We start from the raw sequence: 17,444 nt of genomic DNA, 5'->3' as shown, positions 1-17,444 counted from the left end.
ATATAGTTCTAGACTTGCCGTATTAAAGACCGTTCAACCCGCTTAATTCGCTATATTAACAAGCTTACCTTCCGAGGCTGCTGCAAGATCGGCACCATTAAGAAAGATCTGCAAGCCGCGCTTGCCGGCGCTGATGCTGACCAGTTCCATGGCCATCACGGCTTCGTGCAAATAAAACGGGTAGTTCTTCTTCATCCCAAGCGGTGATACGCCGCCGCGGATGTACCCCGTTAAGGCTTGAATCTCTTTTACCGCAACCATTTCTACTTTCTTGTTGCCGCTGGCTTGCGCCAGGCTTTTCAGATTCAGCTCCTTATCTCCCGGGATGCAGGCCGCAATGATACCTGTCTTATCTCCCCTCAGCACAAGAGTCTTATAAAGCTGATTAGAAGGCAGCCCAACCTTCTTCGCAACGGTATCGACGTCCAAATGCTCCTCGTCCCACTCGTATTCGTGAAGCGTGTATTTGATATGTAAGGAGTCCAGCTTGCGGCAGGCATTTGTTTTGTTTGACATGATAAAAAACCTCAATTCCTTCCTATAGTCATAGTTTGACTATACCAAGAAATGGAGGTGGAGACCAATACGAGTATAACCCGCCAATTCCGCAACGTCCGCGAACATTTCTATGCCCGATAAGACCCTGCCAGGGTCTTATCACTAACCAACTAACTACACTCTAACAAAAGAAGCTTAAGGTCCCTAAAGGACCTTAAGCTCCTTATTGCCTCGCATTTTTCTGCCGTTAAGGTCCCTTAGGGGCCATAAACTAACAATAGGCGGTTCTGCGCTTAGCCTTCTCGGCTGAACCTCTCCTCCAGCCGCCGGGCGAGCTCGTCGTCCGGGAGCGGATTGCGGTGGGTATTTTCCAGGTAAATATGCTTCTCCGTCTCCGGCATCAGATACTCCTTGTACCAGAGGAACATGTCCGGGCTGTCTCCATGCAATCGCAGGAACTTCCGGGCCGTCTCGCAGTGGTCGACCGTGTTGGCAATGTTGGTTAACCAATCCGCGCGATAGAAGTTCTCCCACTGCCCGGAAGCCGCACGGTCAAGCGCTTCTCTTCCCGCCGAGAAACTCCATACCGCATGGGAAGCATAAATAAATGCCTGCGGAAATTGTCCCTCGCGGTAGCTCTCATAAGCGGCGCAAATCGCGGCAAGCCCATTGCATCCGCTGAGATGCAGCTCAATCTGGACAAGCAGCTGTACCTCCAGCCGGTGGCGCTGCTCCTCCGGCAGCCGGGCCGACACTGCGCAGCACTCCTCGTACAGCCGCGTCCAGCCCGGTATCGCCTTCTCCGCTTTCTCCTTGAACCAGCGCACCTGCTCGAGGAACGGAATATCTCCCGCTGCCCAGATGAGACGGGTATAGGTATCTCTTCTACCCTGCAGCCAATGCCCCACAATCAAACGGGCCGGATGATGATAGAATTCATCTCCCCCCTTATCGTCCGCGTTTGGTCCGTAAGGGATCGTATTGGCGGCATAATCCTTATATAACTGACCAATAGCTTCCCGCTCGCCAGCATAATACCGCTCTACAAACGATCTTAGCTCCTCATCCGCGTCCGCCGCACCGTCCCGCCATAGCTTCGCGCATAAATCTAGCGTATAGAGATGCGGCAGAATGTTGCCGGAATTGACGAGCAGATATTCGTCCGCACCGGCGCCAAAGGCTTGCCCAAGTTCATCCGCGATAAGCTGCGCCGGCGCAGGAAACATCGTCAGATGGTTCGAGGCTTGCAGATCATGGAACGTCACATGGTAATAGACGCCGTTCTTCCCTTCATCCCCGCTATCCGGCAACGCCGGTACCCGAAGATTCAGATTGCCGTGACGCCGCGATACCATCTTGCCATAGCCGTTATCCGCCCAGATCTTTATGACCCCATCCGGCACTTCAATATGTCCTTGCTTGTACAGCTCCGCAATCTCTCCGTACATCGCCATGGAGCAGACCGGCTGCTCGACCTGCTCCGCAATCATATCGTATTGCCGCTGAACGACGGAGGAGATCAGTTTCCCGCGCTTCTCCGGCGTATCGAAGGCCGGATCGTTCTCCCAGAACGGCTTGTCGCCTTGGCCCCGGAACGAGAGTACCCATACGATCTTGCTGCCCTTCTGATGCTCGATCGCTTCCCGCCACAGCTGCTCGAACTGCTCCGGATGCTCCTTATAGCTCGCCTGCTTGCCCGGAAAAGCCCGCAGGAACATCTCCGCGCCAAGCGGCTCCGCATGATGATGCGTCAGCCATAGTCCCATCTCCGCCGCAAGCTTGGCTTGGATGCCGGACTTCGGCAGGTCGGTGCCCGGAATAACCATGTTGCCGCCGCAGCGGAGCAACGCTTCAAACACCGGCGCCCATACTTCCGCGCCGGGAGGATATTCTTCCTTCCAGCCAATAAGGCATACCTCGTCATTAACAAACCAACCGCGGTAGCGAACCTTTGGCTTAACGCTCGCATAAGGAACAGCGGGTATCTCGATAGAATCCCGCCTAACCGGAGGCAGCTCCGCCCAGAACCAGAACGGATCCACGCCGAGCACCTGCCGACTGTAATGCAAAAGTCCGTAAATGATGCCAAGTTCATCCCGTCCGACAATGTGCAGCTGAGCTTCCTTTTCTCGTTCTGCGAACTGAAAGCTAAAGCCCTCCGCCCATTCCGGACAGCTGTCTCCCTCTTCCGCATAACGGACAACAATGGCTGCCCGGTCTCCAGCTCCAAGCATGGGCGCCCCTCCAAGCACAGTCTCATGGTCCCGCGCAATCATGTTCCAAACATGCTGAATAGGCGTACTCCAGCCGGTACGGACGTCGTATACCGTTGCCGCATGAACCGTTAACCCGTTTAACCGTTCTCTCATCTTGCCATCTCCAATCCCCGTCTTAAAAAAACTCCCCTTAAAACCAAGAGGACCGGCCAAGGTTCGGCCAATCCTCTTATTCTCATTGCTTATTTCTTAGCTTCTTCCGCATATTTAGCAGCGATCTTCATCAGCTCGTCATACGCTTTTTCCGGTGTCGACTGGTCGTATTGCAGTTTCTCGACTACCGTCTTGTAATCGTTTTTGAAGCTGCCCCAGCCTTTAGGGTCGTTAATAAACGTTTGAGCGTCAGGCGTTACTTTATCCAGGAAATCAAGGGATACTTTATCCGCGTCGCTGAAGGTTGGCTCAATGGCCGTAACGACCTTGGAGCTTACAGGCGTACCGCGCGTCAAGCCAAGCGTCTTGCCTGCTTCTTCATTGTTGATGAACCAATCAACGAACTCGATCGCCGCAGCCTGATGCTTGGACTGCGCGTTAACGCTCCAGAACATGCTTGGCTTCAGCCAGCCGCCGGACTCCGTTCCTTTAGGCATCGAAGCGTAACCGAATGCACCCGGCTTCAAAGCTTCAATTGCGCTGACCTGGTTGGAGAACAAGTGACGCGCAACGGCGCTGCCATTAATCACGCTGTCCAGCTGCGGATCAAGCTCTTTATCCGTCGTTGTAATATCGGCAGGCGTCAAAATGCCTTTCTTGCGAAGCTCGCCCATCTTGGTCATGTAGTCGATCCAAGTTGCTTTATCGATTGCCAGGTTGCCTTGCGCGTCAAAGATGTAGCCTTTGCCTTGGCTGTATTGATAGGAAGTATAATCAACCAAATCGGCGCTTTGGTCTACGAATACGTATTTGTCTTTGCCAAGCTTTGCTTTAGCCGCTTCGCCAAAAGCAAAGAATTCGTCCCAGCTCCAGCCGTAGGTTGGCGCGGTCAGGCCAAGCTTCTCGACAACCGTCTTATCGTACACCATGCCTAGAGCTGCTACGCCCAGCGGAATCGCATACAGCGTACCGTTTACTTTACCGCCGTCTACGGTAGCCGGATCGATATCCGCTACATTCAGATCCTTCAGGTCCGCGAGCAGGTTGCGGCCGGCATAGTCGTTTACGTAAGCCGCATCCATCTGAATGATGTCCGGCGCGTTTTTCGCCGAATATTGAACAGCCAGCTTATCGTAGTAGCCGTCCCAGCCGGAGAATTGAGTCTGGAACGTTACGTTTGGATGAAGGGCCTTATATTGATCAAGCGCTTTAAGCGTTGCGTCATGACGCGGCTGCGAGCCCCACCATGCAATCGTCAGCGTTACCGGCTCGTCATTGCTTGCCGCTCCGCCGTTATTGCTCGCTGCGGCATTGCTTGGCGACGCGCTGCCCGTTGGCGTATTGTTGGAGCTGCCTCCATTATTGCCGCAAGCTGCAGATGTAACCATCATAAGTGTTAAAGCGGTTGCAAGAATCCCCTTTTTAGTAGCCTTCTTCACTATATTTACCCCCTTGCGCTAGACTAGTCTAGCGGTGATAACTGAATCTTAACACCCGTCAAATGGACCGTATAGAAGAGTAATGAACACAAAACTTTCAGTATTCATTACAATTTATTGCTTCATTAATTCGCTTGGCGTAACGCCGCAGTACTTTTTAAATAACGTGGTGAAATAAGGGACATTCTGGTAGCCGACCATCTCCGAAACCTCGTAAATCAGGTGTTTGCCTTCGAGCAAAAGCACCTTGGCTTTCTCGATCCGCACCCGGATGACATAGTTGGTAAACGTCTCTCCTGTCACTTTTTTGAACAATTGATTCAAATAATTCTTCGATATATAAAGCTGAGAGGCAAGCTGCTCGAGCGTAATATCCTCCGCATAATGGGTATGCACGTATTCGATCATGTATTGGACGGCTTTGCGGTGCTTCTCGTGAATCGTGTTAAAAGAAAGCTCGGTTGCCGTCTGCGACTCTTCTGCCTGCTGCTCCTGGTCCGGGTCCTCCAACAAACCTTGCAGCGCTTCATCGCAGGACGCCTTAATCTCCTGCCAGGAGTCCTTGGTCCGGCCGAGGCCAAACCTGGCGTCCAGATCAATGTAGCTTTTGAGGTAATTAATAATTAACCCGCCTAGCCTTTCAGCTGCCGATGCCGTCTGCAGCGCATCGGTACCCGGCTCCGAACGAAGCAGCACGGCCGCATAATTGCCGAACAGCCATACGAAGCTTGCGGTCCGCCACTCCCCTCCAAGCACTTCCTCGCTTATATTGGCAACCGCGAACCGGAACAGATTCCAGTCCGCGATCGATATGTTACGGGTCCGTTCCGTCCACATCACTTCAATAACCATAACGGTAAACTGCTTATCCCGCCATTCCGATAACGCTGCCGGCAGCTCCTCCGGCTGGGTCAGGCCGTTCAGAATCGACGCCGTCCATTCCTCCTGCCTCCAGTTCATCGCCGGGTAACTTGGCTCTTCGGTCTGCTCCAAGCGCTGCAAATACGTCTCCTCCAGCTTGCGAATCGTCTCGTCAAGCACCTGCCGGATCTGATCCACCGTGACCGGCTTCGTCAAATAATCGTCTACCCCAAGACGCAGAGCCGTGCGGGCATATTCGAAATCATTGTAGCCGCTCAGGATGACGAACCGACCCGTGAACGATTGCTGCTTCAGCGCTTCGATCATTTGAATCCCGTTCATCTCGGGCATATAAATATCGGTCAGCACGATATCCGGATTGACCTCCTCGATCAGCTTAAGACCCCCTTCCCCGTCTATCGCCTCGCCGGCAAATTCCGCGTCAAGCTCCTCCCACGGAATCGCTTTGCGCAATCCTCTTACAACCTGAAAATCGTCATCGATGATCACTATTTTCCACATGCAGCCGTTCCCCTTTCTGCTTAAGCGTCTCCAGCCTCGGAAGACGAATGATCGCTTCGGTTCCGCCCTCCGGCGAATTGCTTAACGTAAAGCCGTACTTGTTGCCAAACAGTGCTTCGATCCTCTCCCGCACATTGCGAAGCCCGTAGCCGCCTTTGGCGCTCCGCTTCTCCTGCCAGTCCTCGCGCAGCTTGCGCCCGTCGTCACGGATCACGATTAGCAGCTGATCAAAGCCGACGCTTACGGCAATATCAAGCGAGGCTTGCTGCTTCCCGTGAAAGCCGTGTACAAACGCGTTTTCGACAAACGGCTGCAAAATAACCTTGGGCACATACAGCTTGCCCGCTTCCTCCGGCACGTTCAGCGTATACGTCAGCCGGTCCTCCCAGCGGATTTTCTGGAATTGCAGGTAGCTCTCGATATGAGTCAGCTCCTCCGTTAAAGGAACCAGACTATTCGTATTCGTTAACGACAACCTGAAAAATTGCCCCAGATGCGACAGCATGCTGCTGATCTGAGGTTGATCGGCCTCGATGGCCATCCAGTTCACCTGATCAAGCGAGTTATATAGAAAATGAGGATTGATCATCATCTGCAGGGCTTTAATCTCCGCCGCGCGCTGCTGCTCATGCTTCTCCTCCAGCGTACCGTACAGCTGCTCGATCCGGGAAAGGAGCTTGTCATACCCTTGGAAAAGCGTGCCGAATTCGTTCTTGTAATCGGTCGGCAGCGGAACCCTTTTGTTCAGGGAGAAATTGCTCATCGCCTTCAGCAGCAGCCCGATTGGCTTGATGAATTGACGCGACAGAAACACGGCAAGCAGCAGGATCAGAATAATCGTCGCGATGCCAAAAGCGAGAATCGTCCTTGTCTGCTTCAAGCTGCCCGCCGTAATCTGCCTCCAGGAGGTAACCTCCAGCAGCGACCACTTGGAATCCAGCGAGGAGGTCCAGACGAGGAACTCGTCTCCGGTCCGCTTCGCGCCCGAATTCTTGTGCTCCAGCTGCTCCTTGATCTGCGCCTGATGACTCGTGAAGAAATCCGCTTTGCCGATATAGGTAATCAGCTTGCCCGTTGCATCGAGCAGCGCCAGATTCGATCTGCTGTCCTCGGTTGTTATAAGCGATTGAAAGTCCGGAACCTTGACATTAAAGACCATGACGGCAAATGCCCGGTTGAACCGGTTATAAACCTTGCGCGCATAACTGATGACAGGCGTATCGCCGTTATTGGTCTTAATAACGCGCTCGCTTACCCAGGCTTCATCCGAATGCTCCAGATCCTTATACCAGGCTTCCTTCTCGATTCCGTCCAGCGGCAGAAACTGCACGAATTCCTGCACGTTATAGGATGGAGTCAGATCGGAATAGACATGGATGGAATGAACAATCGGCATGCCGAAAACGAAGTTGTTGAGCTGCGCCCGGATGCTAGCCTGTCCGCGAACCTGGTCATATTTATTGCCGCCGGACATTTCCTCGTACATATTGGTAAAGTTAAGCGAAGCCGTGTTGGAGCTCTGCTCGATATCCTTCAGATTGGTCGTCAGCTTCTTGTGAATCTCCACCAGCACCTTCTGCTGGTAATAGGACGTATTGTCGGCTATTTCTTTGGAGCCGTTATAGTAGCTGAACGACACGACAATGGCTACCAGAATCGTAACGATAAGGGCAAAACCAAAAAAGAAGACGTATTCGATTCGCATGGTCTTGAACGGATTAAGTCGCAAGCCTATTCCTCCCGGCCTTGGAATGCAAAGAGAGCTGCGTCAGACCGCAGCTCAATGCTTATATGGGCAACCATATTATCCTTTGAGAGCCCCTGCGGACATCCCTTCGACGAAGTGGCGCTGCGCGAGGAAGAAAATCACGACGGACGGCACGATCGAGCACAGAGACATAGCCAGCAATTGTCCCCAAGGCACGGAGCCCTGCGAATCAATAAACAGCTTCAAAGCAAGGTTGATGGTGTAATGATTAATGCTATTAATATAAAGCATTTGTCCAAAGAAATCATCCCAGTTCCAGAGGAAGCAATAAATCATAACCGTTACCAGCGCCGGCTTAACGAGCGGGATCATAATGCGCCAGTAGATGCCGAACCAGGAGCATCCGTCGATTTTGGCCGCTTCATCCAGCTCCTTCGGAACCGACCGCATGAATTGGACAAGCAGGTAGATAAAGAAAGGACCGCCTATCCCGCCGGCAAGCAGATGGGGAATGTAGAATGGCAGGTACGTGTTGATCCAGCCCCATTTGCTGAACATGACATACTGCGGTACAACCGTAACCTGCGTTGGCAGCATGAGCGTGACAAGCATAATCGCAAACCACATTTTTCGAAGCGGAAAATCGAGACGGGCAAAAGCAAACGCCACCAGACTGCAGGCTACGACACTCGTGAACAGGATCCCGATAATCAGCTCGAAGGTGTTAAGGTAGAAATGGGTAAACGTAAAGTTTGGCGTCGATACCCAGCCTTCCGAGAAGTTGGCCCAATGCGGCACCTTCGGAAACAAATTGGCCGAGCTCATCTCTTCGTTCGTTTTCAAGGATGCCCCAAGCCACCAGAAAATCGGATACATCATAATCAGGCTGATGACCAGGAGAGAAGCATGGTTAAAGAAACGGTTGTATAGTCTGGCTGCTTTCATTATTTCTTCCCTCCTTGGTTTTCATAGAACACCCAATACTTAGAAGTGCCGAACAGCACCGCCGCAAACAAGCCGATCAAGATAAGCAGAATCCAGGCAAGCGCCGAAGCATAACCCATATGGAACTTCGTAAACGCTTCTTCATACAGGTACATAACGTAGACGAAGGTCGATTTGACCGGCCCGCCGTTTGTAATGACAAAAGCCTGCGTAAACATCTGGAACGTATTAATCATCGTCTGTACCGCATTGAACAGGATAATCGGCGACAGCATCGGCAGCGTAACCGAGATGAATTGGCGGAGCTTGCCCGCACCGTCCACCGACGATGCTTCGTACAAATCGGTCGGAATCTGCTTGAGGCCCGCGAGGAAAATAATCATCGAGGAGCCGAACTGCCATACCATCAGGATGATCAGCGTGCCAAGCGCGTATTTCGGATCGGCGATCCATGCCGGACCTTTGATTCCGAAGATCGCGAGGAAGTCATTGATAAAGCCGTTGCGGCTGAAAATGTTTTTCCACAGAATCGATACCGCGATGCTTGTACCAATCAGCGACGGGAAGTAAACCATCGTGCGGTAGAACGATATCCCTTTCAGCTTGCGGTTGAGCAGCATCGCAATGCATAGGGCGAACAGCAGGCGAAGCGGAACCGTAAACAAAACGAAGGTAATCGTAATTTTGAGCGATTTCGGGAAGACATCGTCATTCGTGAAAATCTGTTTGTAATTGCTGAAGCCGACCCCGTTCGGAGCGGCAAGCAGCGAATAGTCGGTAAAGGAATAGTACAAGGACATGATCATTGGGCCTAACGTCAGCAGCAGGAAGCCGATTAACCAGGGTGACAGGAACAGATACCCGGTAATGGGGGTTTCCCAACGCTTCGAGCGTATTTTCTTCACCTGATCCAGCTGCGAGGCGCCGGAGTTTACAGCAGCATTATTCATGTTGGTTACTCCTATCTTTCATTCTTGTGAACCTGTAGTTTCATTATAGAATCGGGCTTTGGATGCTTGAAGGAGAGTAATGAATCGGATTCTTTCAGTATCTAACAAAACCTCGCAATCCTTCGTGGTCGCGGTAGCACCACTGCGCAAGTGAATGAGCTTCGATCGCTGTTGTATTCAGATGCCTTGAATCAACTTTAAGGTTGGCATCTGAATACAAAGGCGAGCACTAAAAGCTTTCTGCAAGAAAGCTGCTTCGGAAGCATAATCCGTTTCTCAGCTTCATTCACTTGCTCCGTTTTGCCCGGACTTTTTTTTGGGGGGGCGCAAAAAGGTTGAGCATTCATCTGCTCAACCTTTATTTTTCGATAAGACCCTGAGATGGTCTTATCGGGAGAGAAATTACTAATGAACAAGAGTTAAGGCCCTCCCAGGGTCTTATTCTGAGAACAATACAAAGATTACAGGCTTCAAAAGCCAATTACCGGTCCATAAGGACCTGACAGGGCTTTATTGGGATCGAAGAAAGGGATAGAAACGCAAATAAGACCCTCAGGAGGTCTTATTTGGTGCTGCTCAACTTGAGGTTCAGCCGCAATGTGAAAGAAATGAAAAATTAGTTGTTCAATATCCGGTAGATCATAACCGCCGCTTCCGCGCGGGTCAGATCGGATTTCGGGTGGATGCCCGCTGCGTCGCCTTGGACAATACTTGCCGCCGCAAGAGCGGAGATGCTGGCCTGAGCGTATTCAGAGATGTCGGCGGCATCTTTGAATGAAGACAGGTCGCCGTTTGCGGAAGCATCCAGCTGATGAAGGGCATCGAGAGCTCTGGCCGTCATCACAAACGTATCCTCGCGGGTGATCCGCTTGTTAGGCTCGAAACGGTTGTCTCCCGTTCCGGTTACGATGCCGTAGGCTTTTGCGCCCGCAAGAGCATCATAGTAGTAAGCGGACTCACTGACATCGCCAAAACCTGCTGCTGCCGCTCTTTGAGGAAGCTCCAGGGCGCGCATGAGAAGCGTAATAAATTCCGCGCGGGTAATGCTGCTCTGCGGATCAAATATACCTTCCGCTTTGCCTTGGATAACCCCTTTGGCCGCAAGCGCGTCAATGGCTTCGCTTGCCCAGGCTGCGCTGGACAAATCGTTAAACGAGACTTGGTTAAACTGTACCGCATACTTGCTGAAATGCTTGGTTGTAAAGATAACCTGACCTGTCTTTGCCTCATAATGCCCGTTTGGCACCGGAATACGGCTGCCCTCCGAATCGATATAAAACACCACAATATGCTCCGGAGCTTTAAGCTCTTCAGCAGTTGGGGTATATGGAATGCTTACCGTTACAGGTGCATCCAGGTTGCTCCAAGGAATTACGTTTCCGTCCCGAACAAGAGACAGATCAATCACAGGATGACCATCCTGACTGTTCTCTTTGGTCAGGCGAAGTTCTACTGTACCTGCCTTAAGATCGGAGGTATTGAGCATCGAAGACGGAATAAGTACCGTGCCGTTGCCTGTTTGGAGCTGGATATCAAAGGTACGCTCCTTTGCTTGAAGCAGAGAAACCGGAATAACGAGATTAGATCCGCTGTTTATTTTTACCGTAACCATCTTATGACCGGAGGCATCTGCCGCCGCAGCATTCAAGGCTGCCGTAAAATCGGATTCCGACAATGTTGCCGTTCCCTCATTATTTGCGGTAAGCTCAACCGTGCCCTGATTCACCGTACTGTTTCCACCTGTATTGCCGCTGTTATTGCCCGAGTTGCCGTTACCATTGCCATTTCCGTTCCCATTATCGCCGCCGCCGTTATTACCCGCTTCTCTGGTAACGACAATTGTATAATCCATGAAGTTGGTTCCGTCAGCTGATGCAACGTTCACCGTAATCGTGTTTGCGCCGACTTGAAGAGGTACACTCGCCGAAGGCTGGCCGTTTGGCGTGCTTTCGTTATTCAGCTTCAAAGCCGCACCCGCGGAGCTTGCCGTTGGTGTCACTGTAATCTGGCTCACCCTGTACGGCACGCTGACCGCATACTCGGTCACATTCGCCGAGAAGGACGGCGCCAAAGTGCCCTCGCTTACAGTCAAGCTTTGCAGAGTATTGTCCACATCGGCTGGCGTACGGTTAACCGTCACCTGATAGGTTGCCGTTGTTACGCCGTCTTCTGCGGTAACCACGATTGTAAAGATATTTTCACCTTCAACAAGAGGCAGGCTCGGCGATGCTTCGCCGCTCGCAACCGGATTGCCGTTTACGGTAATGCCCTTGACAAACTCACTGTCAGCCGTAGGCGTTAATGTCATTTCGCTTATGCTGTTTGGCACGTCCATCACATAAGTTGTCTGGTCAACCTTCGTTAATGTTCCGGTACTGACCGTAAGATTGGATAAATCCGCATCATTCTTCGGATAGGCAATCCCCGTGCTTACCCGGACATTATCAACATTGACCGAACCCGTTACATTGTAGTTGGAGTTAAAATCGATACCCGTCAAATAATTCGTTGTGGAATCCGCGAAGCGGAAATTGCCTTGATCCACCTTTTTAACTCCGTCAATGTACATATCGAACTTCTTGGTGATCGTATTCATGACCAGCTTGAAATCATACCAGGTGTTGGCTGTATAAGGCTGCACCACATGGGCTGTGCCCGAAGAACCGTTATCCTTGTACAGAATCCCCGTGCCATCCATCCCTACCGCAGCCGCCATATGGGAGGAATTATCGCCATAAACCATTGGCACCGTAAAATATTGATTGTTGTTGCTTTTACTAAGGGAATATTCAACGGTAACGATACCGCTCAGATTATCCAATGCTTTATACAGCGCGGTTTTATTGCCGCTCTTCCCGGCTGTCGGCTGGGAGATCAACACACTCTTATTGGTCTCGTTGGGAGTCTCCGCTACAGCAACACTGTCTCCGGGAACCGTGGCGGTAACCATCCAGCCTTCAGGAACAGCTCCCGTCGCTTCAGCATCAAAATTATCGTCAAAGATGACCGTTGGCTTGCCCGGCGACAAGTAAATATCCGCCAGCGTTAAGGTAATTCCCGGCTTCACTTCCAGCGGCGCGCCGGATTTTACCGTTACCGTCCAGGACTGATAACCCGGCTTCGATACCGTTACCGTATACCCGGATTTCGCAGGCAGATTGCCAACCGAGAAATGGCCCGAAGCATCTGTCGTTACCGTCTCGTATACGGTAGACCCGTTGCTGACACGAACCTCCGCGCCCGCCACGGCTGGCGGGTTCGTCACATCGGAGGTGTCTTTTACCGTACCTTCAATGGTCCCCGTCGGATTCGTAGAGATTATCGACAGATCCACACCTGAAGTGGTGTCTCCAGCCGCAACATTCACATGCTCAGCCGTGCCGGTTGTATAGAATTCCTTCGTTGTCGTAACCGTATAATCCGTTCCAACCGGAACGTTTGGAATACTGTAGAAGCCATACGTATTGCTCAGCGCCGAATATTTCGCACCATTAACGGTCACGCTAACCTCCGCCCCGTCGATCCGCGTGCCTGCAGTGTCTTTAACTTGACCGGTAATGGACTCCGTCCCGCTGTTCCCATCGCCGTAATATTCGAAAGCGCCGATATCCGGCTTGCCGTTATACAAGGCTGCACCCGCAAAGTCCTTGCCGCCGTTGTCGGTAATCGTCATCGTCGAATTGCTCAGGTTCATGCCGATCTCATCCAGACCGTTGCCGATCGCAAGCGACCCCGGCAGCAGCTTAAAGCCAGTGAAATCAAGAATTGGACCTGTCGATGCATCGCCGCGGGTTGTTGGCACCGGACCGGCGAACTTTGGATCGCCTACGATCGCATGCGCTTCGTTTGCTGCAGGCGTAACATTTTGACCGAAATACAGATTGTGATCATACGAAACTCCCGTACCGGAAGCGATCGTAACCGGCTTGATCGGGCCGCCCGCCGCGTTGTAGAAAATGTTGTTGAACATCTTCACGGCGTAATCCGAATCATTCAAATACGAGCTTCCTCCGGAAGAATTGACAAACGTCACATTCGAGTCTGCCTGCGTGTTGTAGAAAATGTTGTTGTAAACAAGCTGCAAGCCCTTGTCTCCGTGCGGATTCAGGAAACGTTTGGCCGGAGCGGCGTCTTGAATAATGTTGTAACGAACCGTTGCCGTGCCAAATACAAAGCCGCACAGCAAAATGCCGTCGCCCGTATTATGAATGTAGTTGTACTGAATCAGAATGTTCGTCGATTCCTTATCCGGATCGATCGCGTTCGAATCGGCGCCGCCCGCTTTCGCCAGCGTGTCGTAAACTTCGTTGTACTGGACCGTAATATTGTCGGTGTAGTACATTTCAATCGCGCTTGTACCTGCACCTGCGGATACGTTATGCTCGATCAATGCGTCTTTTACGCTAGTTAAATAGATTGTGTCGCATGCAAAATCCGAGTTGTATTGGCTGAAGTAGTTGTTCCGGATCGTAATGTTCGTATGCGGATACCATTCCGGATCATACCACTGGCCAAGCGGATCCGTGGGCGAGGAATGATTCTTGCCGTCATCCCGTGATGCCCAATGAACATCGCCTTCATATTGCTTGAAAATAACGCCGCCAAACGAGTTATCTTTAAATACGCTGTCCTCGATCACGACATCGTCAAACTTCGTTGGAACCGGCGTATCGCCAGGCTTCAACGTCTCAAACAGAATACCGCCTGTCCGTTTCGAGCCGTCCCAGCCTGTACCGTGGAAGATCCCCGTTCCCGGCTCGTCATCGGCCGTGCTGCCGCCAATCCACATATTCCAGCCGGTTACGTCATGCACGTTCACGCCTTTGATGTAGAAATGCTTCAGCACTCCGGCATCTCGGCCCGTTACATGCATCCCCCTCAGATCCGCCAATTTGGATGGATCCTCCGGTGCGCCTGCCGCCGTATTCGTAATTTCAAGATTGTTGATGTCCCAATATTGCTGATTATAGAACTCCACGACAGAATCAATCACGCCGGCGCCGTTCAGCTTGGGCTTTGGACTTGCCCCGCCGTACATATCAATGGTGATCGGGCTGCCTTCAGCACCGGAGCCCAGCGGATGCAGCTGCTCTCCCGTCCATTCGCTGCCGGCTTTCAGCAGAATACTGTCACCCGGCTGGAAGGTCGTTGCGCTTACTTTCGTAAGAGACTTCCAGGCTGTAGCCTCGCTTAAACCGTCGTTGCTGTCGTTCCCTCCTTCAGAATCGACATAATACGTCGTCCCTGCTCCTGCAGAGGCGTGGGATGTTTGCGGCACCATAGCACTGAACAAACTCAATACAATAACCAGTACCATTGCGAGGGAAATATTTCTGATGCTTTGCTGCCTTAACATGACTGTGCTCAACCGTCTTCCTCCTTCAAGCGTTCCCCGCCACCAGCGGGAATGCGCTTTCAATTTTCAGGCAACTCCTATTATAGAGCGCCCCCTGAAGGATGATAGGAGAGGAATGAACACAAATCTTTCACTATTTCTGCATTTTCGTATTCCAGAACACCGGGTAATGAACAATTTCCTTTTACTATTGATGAACTAGTTAATCATGCTCAAATCATGGGCTAGTAAACAATTCTTAAGAATTTAATTCAATTATCAGTTCCTTAATGGCTTCATCCAAATCATTCGTCAACACCGTCTGACTATTCCTTTCCAGAAGGATCTCTTCTGGGCCGCTGCTCCATATGCAGCACCAAGTTTCTTATAAAGGCCAACCTTCTTGCCGTTGCCATTCTCATGAGCTTTCAGCCAACCGAAGCCATGTCTAAGGGAAACATGAGCACTTCTAAAAAGAAAACCACATGGAGTTTATTACACTCACATGTGGTTTTTGCTCGGACGGGAAGGGGCTTTAGCTCGGCGAGCAGTTCAGTTAACACCTTCCGAATCGAACGCTCCAGATTAACATCGCCGCTCCCACGATCTCGGTTAATCAGATCAACAACATAACTATCACATTAGGAAGTCCGTCCAGATAAGTCTTGATGTCCTTAGGAACGCTTATGGATTTATTAGCCATTAGACATCTCCTTCTAACTCAGCATTTCAGCCTAGAGTTTTCAAGGTATCGTTTAATCTTCCGCAATGGCAACTATTTCTCTATCAGTAAAGTGAAATCCTTTTCCAAAGCCTTCTTCGGTGTATTAGTCGGCTCGCGAATTTGCGATCAGATATACGTGCAATTGGTTTGGAATTAGTTCGATAACCGAGAGAAGTGGCTATGAAGTATTAAATTAAGCATCGTTAAAGCGCCGAATAGAAAAGAAAACCACATGGAGTTGTTACACTCGCATGTGGTTAATATAGAAATTAACTAACTCGAGAACTTATTTAGTAAAAGTCCTTTTACAGAAAGCAATCCAAATCAAACTAATGTCTTACTGATTCGGCGTCCCAGGCTTCGAAGGAACTTAGCCAAGCCTTCCTCTGACAAGTCTTTCATTCTGTGAGGAGAAGGATAGGCTTCCCAAAACGCAAGCGCCGTCTTCCCATCGACCTCGGAGAAGAATTTCTTGTAGCTTGGATAGGGATAGCTTATCTGTTGGTGAAGCATCTTCACTGTACCAGTTAAGCTTCTGGCTAATCCCTTACGCTGTGTCACAAGCTGACTGATTGCCCAATACAGGTCTATCGGCTTTGCATCAGGCAATCGCTCCAATTCATCTCGCAGTACCTTTGCCACACATTCAGCATCCCAACTATCTGACTTCTGTACCGTCACATGGCTTTGCCTTCTGGCATTGGCAAGCTTCGCATTGACTTCCTTCACCCAGCATTGATTGTCTTTAAGATAGACAGCAAGTCCTCTGCCATAGCCACCAACGTCCTCTAGTCCATAGACAACTGATAAGCCCTTCTTAACATACTTCTTCACTTCCTTGACGAGCGACGGGTAGGCACACGGCTTGTTATCGAACTGAAACTCACCTAACTTCTTGCTCCAACAGTCAATAAAGACAGCTGTATGATGCTGCTTATGCAGGTCAACACCTACATAAATAAGATTCTGCTGTTCAATCATGCTTCTCCGCTCCTTTTGTATTTGAATTGTTACCAATGAGTTTGATTCCATTTCCATCAAGAATCAGTGCTACTCAGACACCTGCTTCGTATGTATCCAGCCCATTAGTAACCACTCAAACGAGTGGCGAGAACAACAACGGTTAATAAGTTTGCATCCTCAGTTCGAGCGGTCAATGCCGCAAAGACACGTTAGCAATCTCTTATTCACCTTACTTGTGTTCTAAATAATCGCTTGATGCAATCCATCTGCTTCGATCTGTCCGTAACGATACTTGCCTTGATAAAATGTCTTACGGTCTAGGATGCGCTTCACCTGTACTTTGGTGAACATCGTACCTCGCTCCGTAGAGAACCCTTCTTCATTTAACTTCTCGGCTAACGCCGTTAATGACCATGCTGGATACTGCTCTTTAAGATTAAATAATCGCTGAACAATGGCTGCTTGCTTCTCGTCAATGACGATCTTCTTTGAACCTCGCTTCCCTTTGTAACCAAAAGGAATGCCACCACCTGCAAACTTGCCCTCTGATGCTTTCTTGTTCCGTCCTCGTCCCAACTTCATGGAAATCTCCAATCGTTGGTACGCATCCAACAACTCCATCAGACCGTTAATAAGAAAGTCAGAAGGGTCTTTCTTGAATATGCTATATGTTGGCTGCTCAATACTTTGAATGTCGATGCTATGCCGTTTTAGTTCTCTATGTACAAGCACTTTGACTATATCACTTCTCCATAGTCGGCTTGTGTTTAATACGACAACATAATCAATCTTTTTGCTAGCTATAAACGACATCATGTCTTGGAAGCCCTCTCGTTCGACTTCTAACGCTTCCTCGTCCACCTTCGCACCACTGATGCCTTCATCGGCAAAAACGTGAATCAGATGCCATCCCTGACGCTCATAAATAGGTTCTGATTTCGTCCTGCTGATAGGATAGGCTGTAACCATCCTTCGCTTGCCCTTGTGTACTAACCCGAACATAACCTATGACATTCATCGTACTTCCTCCCCGTTAACCCTAGCGTTACACGAATTCTAATTAGTGTTACGCCAAAGAGTTATACTCTTAAAAGTATAATATGATTATATTACCTTTAAGCGTATATATC

General features: G+C 50.4%; 8 protein-coding genes and 2 pseudogenes. All 10 read right to left on the bottom strand.

The features are described 5' to 3' along the window. Positions 1 to 42: 42 nt before the first annotated feature. The gene (gene ybaK / locus FHT67_RS19830) at positions 43 to 516 is read right to left on the bottom strand and encodes a Cys-tRNA(Pro) deacylase (RefSeq protein WP_132311717.1); all 474 of its coding nucleotides are present in this window, start codon (positions 514 to 516) and stop codon (positions 43 to 45) included. A gap of 275 nt (positions 517 to 791) precedes the next feature. Beyond that, on the bottom strand, positions 792 to 2,867 hold the full coding sequence (locus FHT67_RS19825; protein ID WP_167200943.1) for a glycosyl hydrolase 115 family protein: 2,076 nt from the start codon (positions 2,865 to 2,867) through the stop codon (positions 792 to 794). Between the two features lie 89 nt (positions 2,868 to 2,956). Next, positions 2,957 to 4,258, bottom strand: a complete 1,302-nt coding sequence (locus FHT67_RS19820) for an ABC transporter substrate-binding protein (RefSeq protein ID WP_208403397.1) — start codon at positions 4,256 to 4,258, stop codon at positions 2,957 to 2,959. Positions 4,259 to 4,420: 162 nt separating this feature from the next. Then, entirely contained in the window at positions 4,421 to 5,689 is a 1,269-nt protein-coding gene (locus FHT67_RS19815; protein WP_167200939.1) for a response regulator transcription factor, read from the bottom strand. Beyond that, complete coding sequence (locus FHT67_RS19810) at positions 5,664 to 7,418, bottom strand: cache domain-containing sensor histidine kinase (protein WP_167200937.1); 1,755 nt, start codon at positions 7,416 to 7,418, stop codon at positions 5,664 to 5,666. Before FHT67_RS19810 ends, FHT67_RS19815 begins: the two co-directional genes overlap by 26 nt. Positions 7,419 to 7,493: 75 nt before the next feature. Beyond that, positions 7,494 to 8,342: a carbohydrate ABC transporter permease gene (locus FHT67_RS19805; protein ID WP_167200935.1), complete on the bottom strand. Its 849-nt coding sequence runs from the start codon at positions 8,340 to 8,342 to the stop codon at positions 7,494 to 7,496. Further along, positions 8,342 to 9,292, bottom strand: a complete 951-nt coding sequence (locus tag FHT67_RS19800) for a carbohydrate ABC transporter permease (RefSeq protein ID WP_167200933.1) — start codon at positions 9,290 to 9,292, stop codon at positions 8,342 to 8,344. The genes FHT67_RS19805 and FHT67_RS19800 overlap by 1 nt, the downstream gene beginning before the upstream one ends. 616 nt (positions 9,293 to 9,908) lie before the next feature. Continuing rightward, on the bottom strand, positions 9,909 to 14,660 hold the full coding sequence (locus FHT67_RS19795) for an S-layer homology domain-containing protein (protein WP_167200931.1): 4,752 nt from the start codon (positions 14,658 to 14,660) through the stop codon (positions 9,909 to 9,911). A 1,045-nt stretch (positions 14,661 to 15,705) separates the two neighbouring features. After that, positions 15,706 to 16,332, bottom strand: a pseudogene (locus FHT67_RS19790) (IS110 family transposase); the annotation flags it as partial. Positions 16,333 to 16,554: 222 nt separating this feature from the next. Continuing rightward, positions 16,555 to 17,332, bottom strand: a pseudogene (locus FHT67_RS19785) (recombinase family protein). Positions 17,333 to 17,444 lie beyond the last annotated feature (112 nt).

The sequence above is a fragment of the Paenibacillus sp. BK720 genome, from assembly GCF_011761545.1.
Lineage (GTDB): Bacteria > Bacillota > Bacilli > Paenibacillales > Paenibacillaceae > Pristimantibacillus.
This window is presented reverse-complemented; position numbering and strand designations above follow the sequence as displayed.

What these genes read in the sequence shown, in the direction of transcription:
- ybaK (WP_132311717.1), bottom strand. Translation starts at nt 516, where the DNA reads ATGTCAAACAAAACAAATGCCTGCCGCAAGCTGGACTCCTTACATATC.
- FHT67_RS19825 (WP_167200943.1), bottom strand. Translation starts at nt 2,867, where the DNA reads ATGAGAGAACGGTTAAACGGGTTAACGGTTCATGCGGCAACGGTATAC.
- FHT67_RS19820 (WP_208403397.1), bottom strand. Translation starts at nt 4,258, where the DNA reads ATGATGGTTACATCTGCAGCTTGCGGCAATAATGGAGGCAGCTCCAAC.
- FHT67_RS19815 (WP_167200939.1), bottom strand. Translation starts at nt 5,689, where the DNA reads ATGTGGAAAATAGTGATCATCGATGACGATTTTCAGGTTGTAAGAGGA.
- FHT67_RS19805 (WP_167200935.1), bottom strand. Translation starts at nt 8,342, where the DNA reads ATGAAAGCAGCCAGACTATACAACCGTTTCTTTAACCATGCTTCTCTC.
- FHT67_RS19800 (WP_167200933.1), bottom strand. Translation starts at nt 9,292, where the DNA reads ATGAATAATGCTGCTGTAAACTCCGGCGCCTCGCAGCTGGATCAGGTG.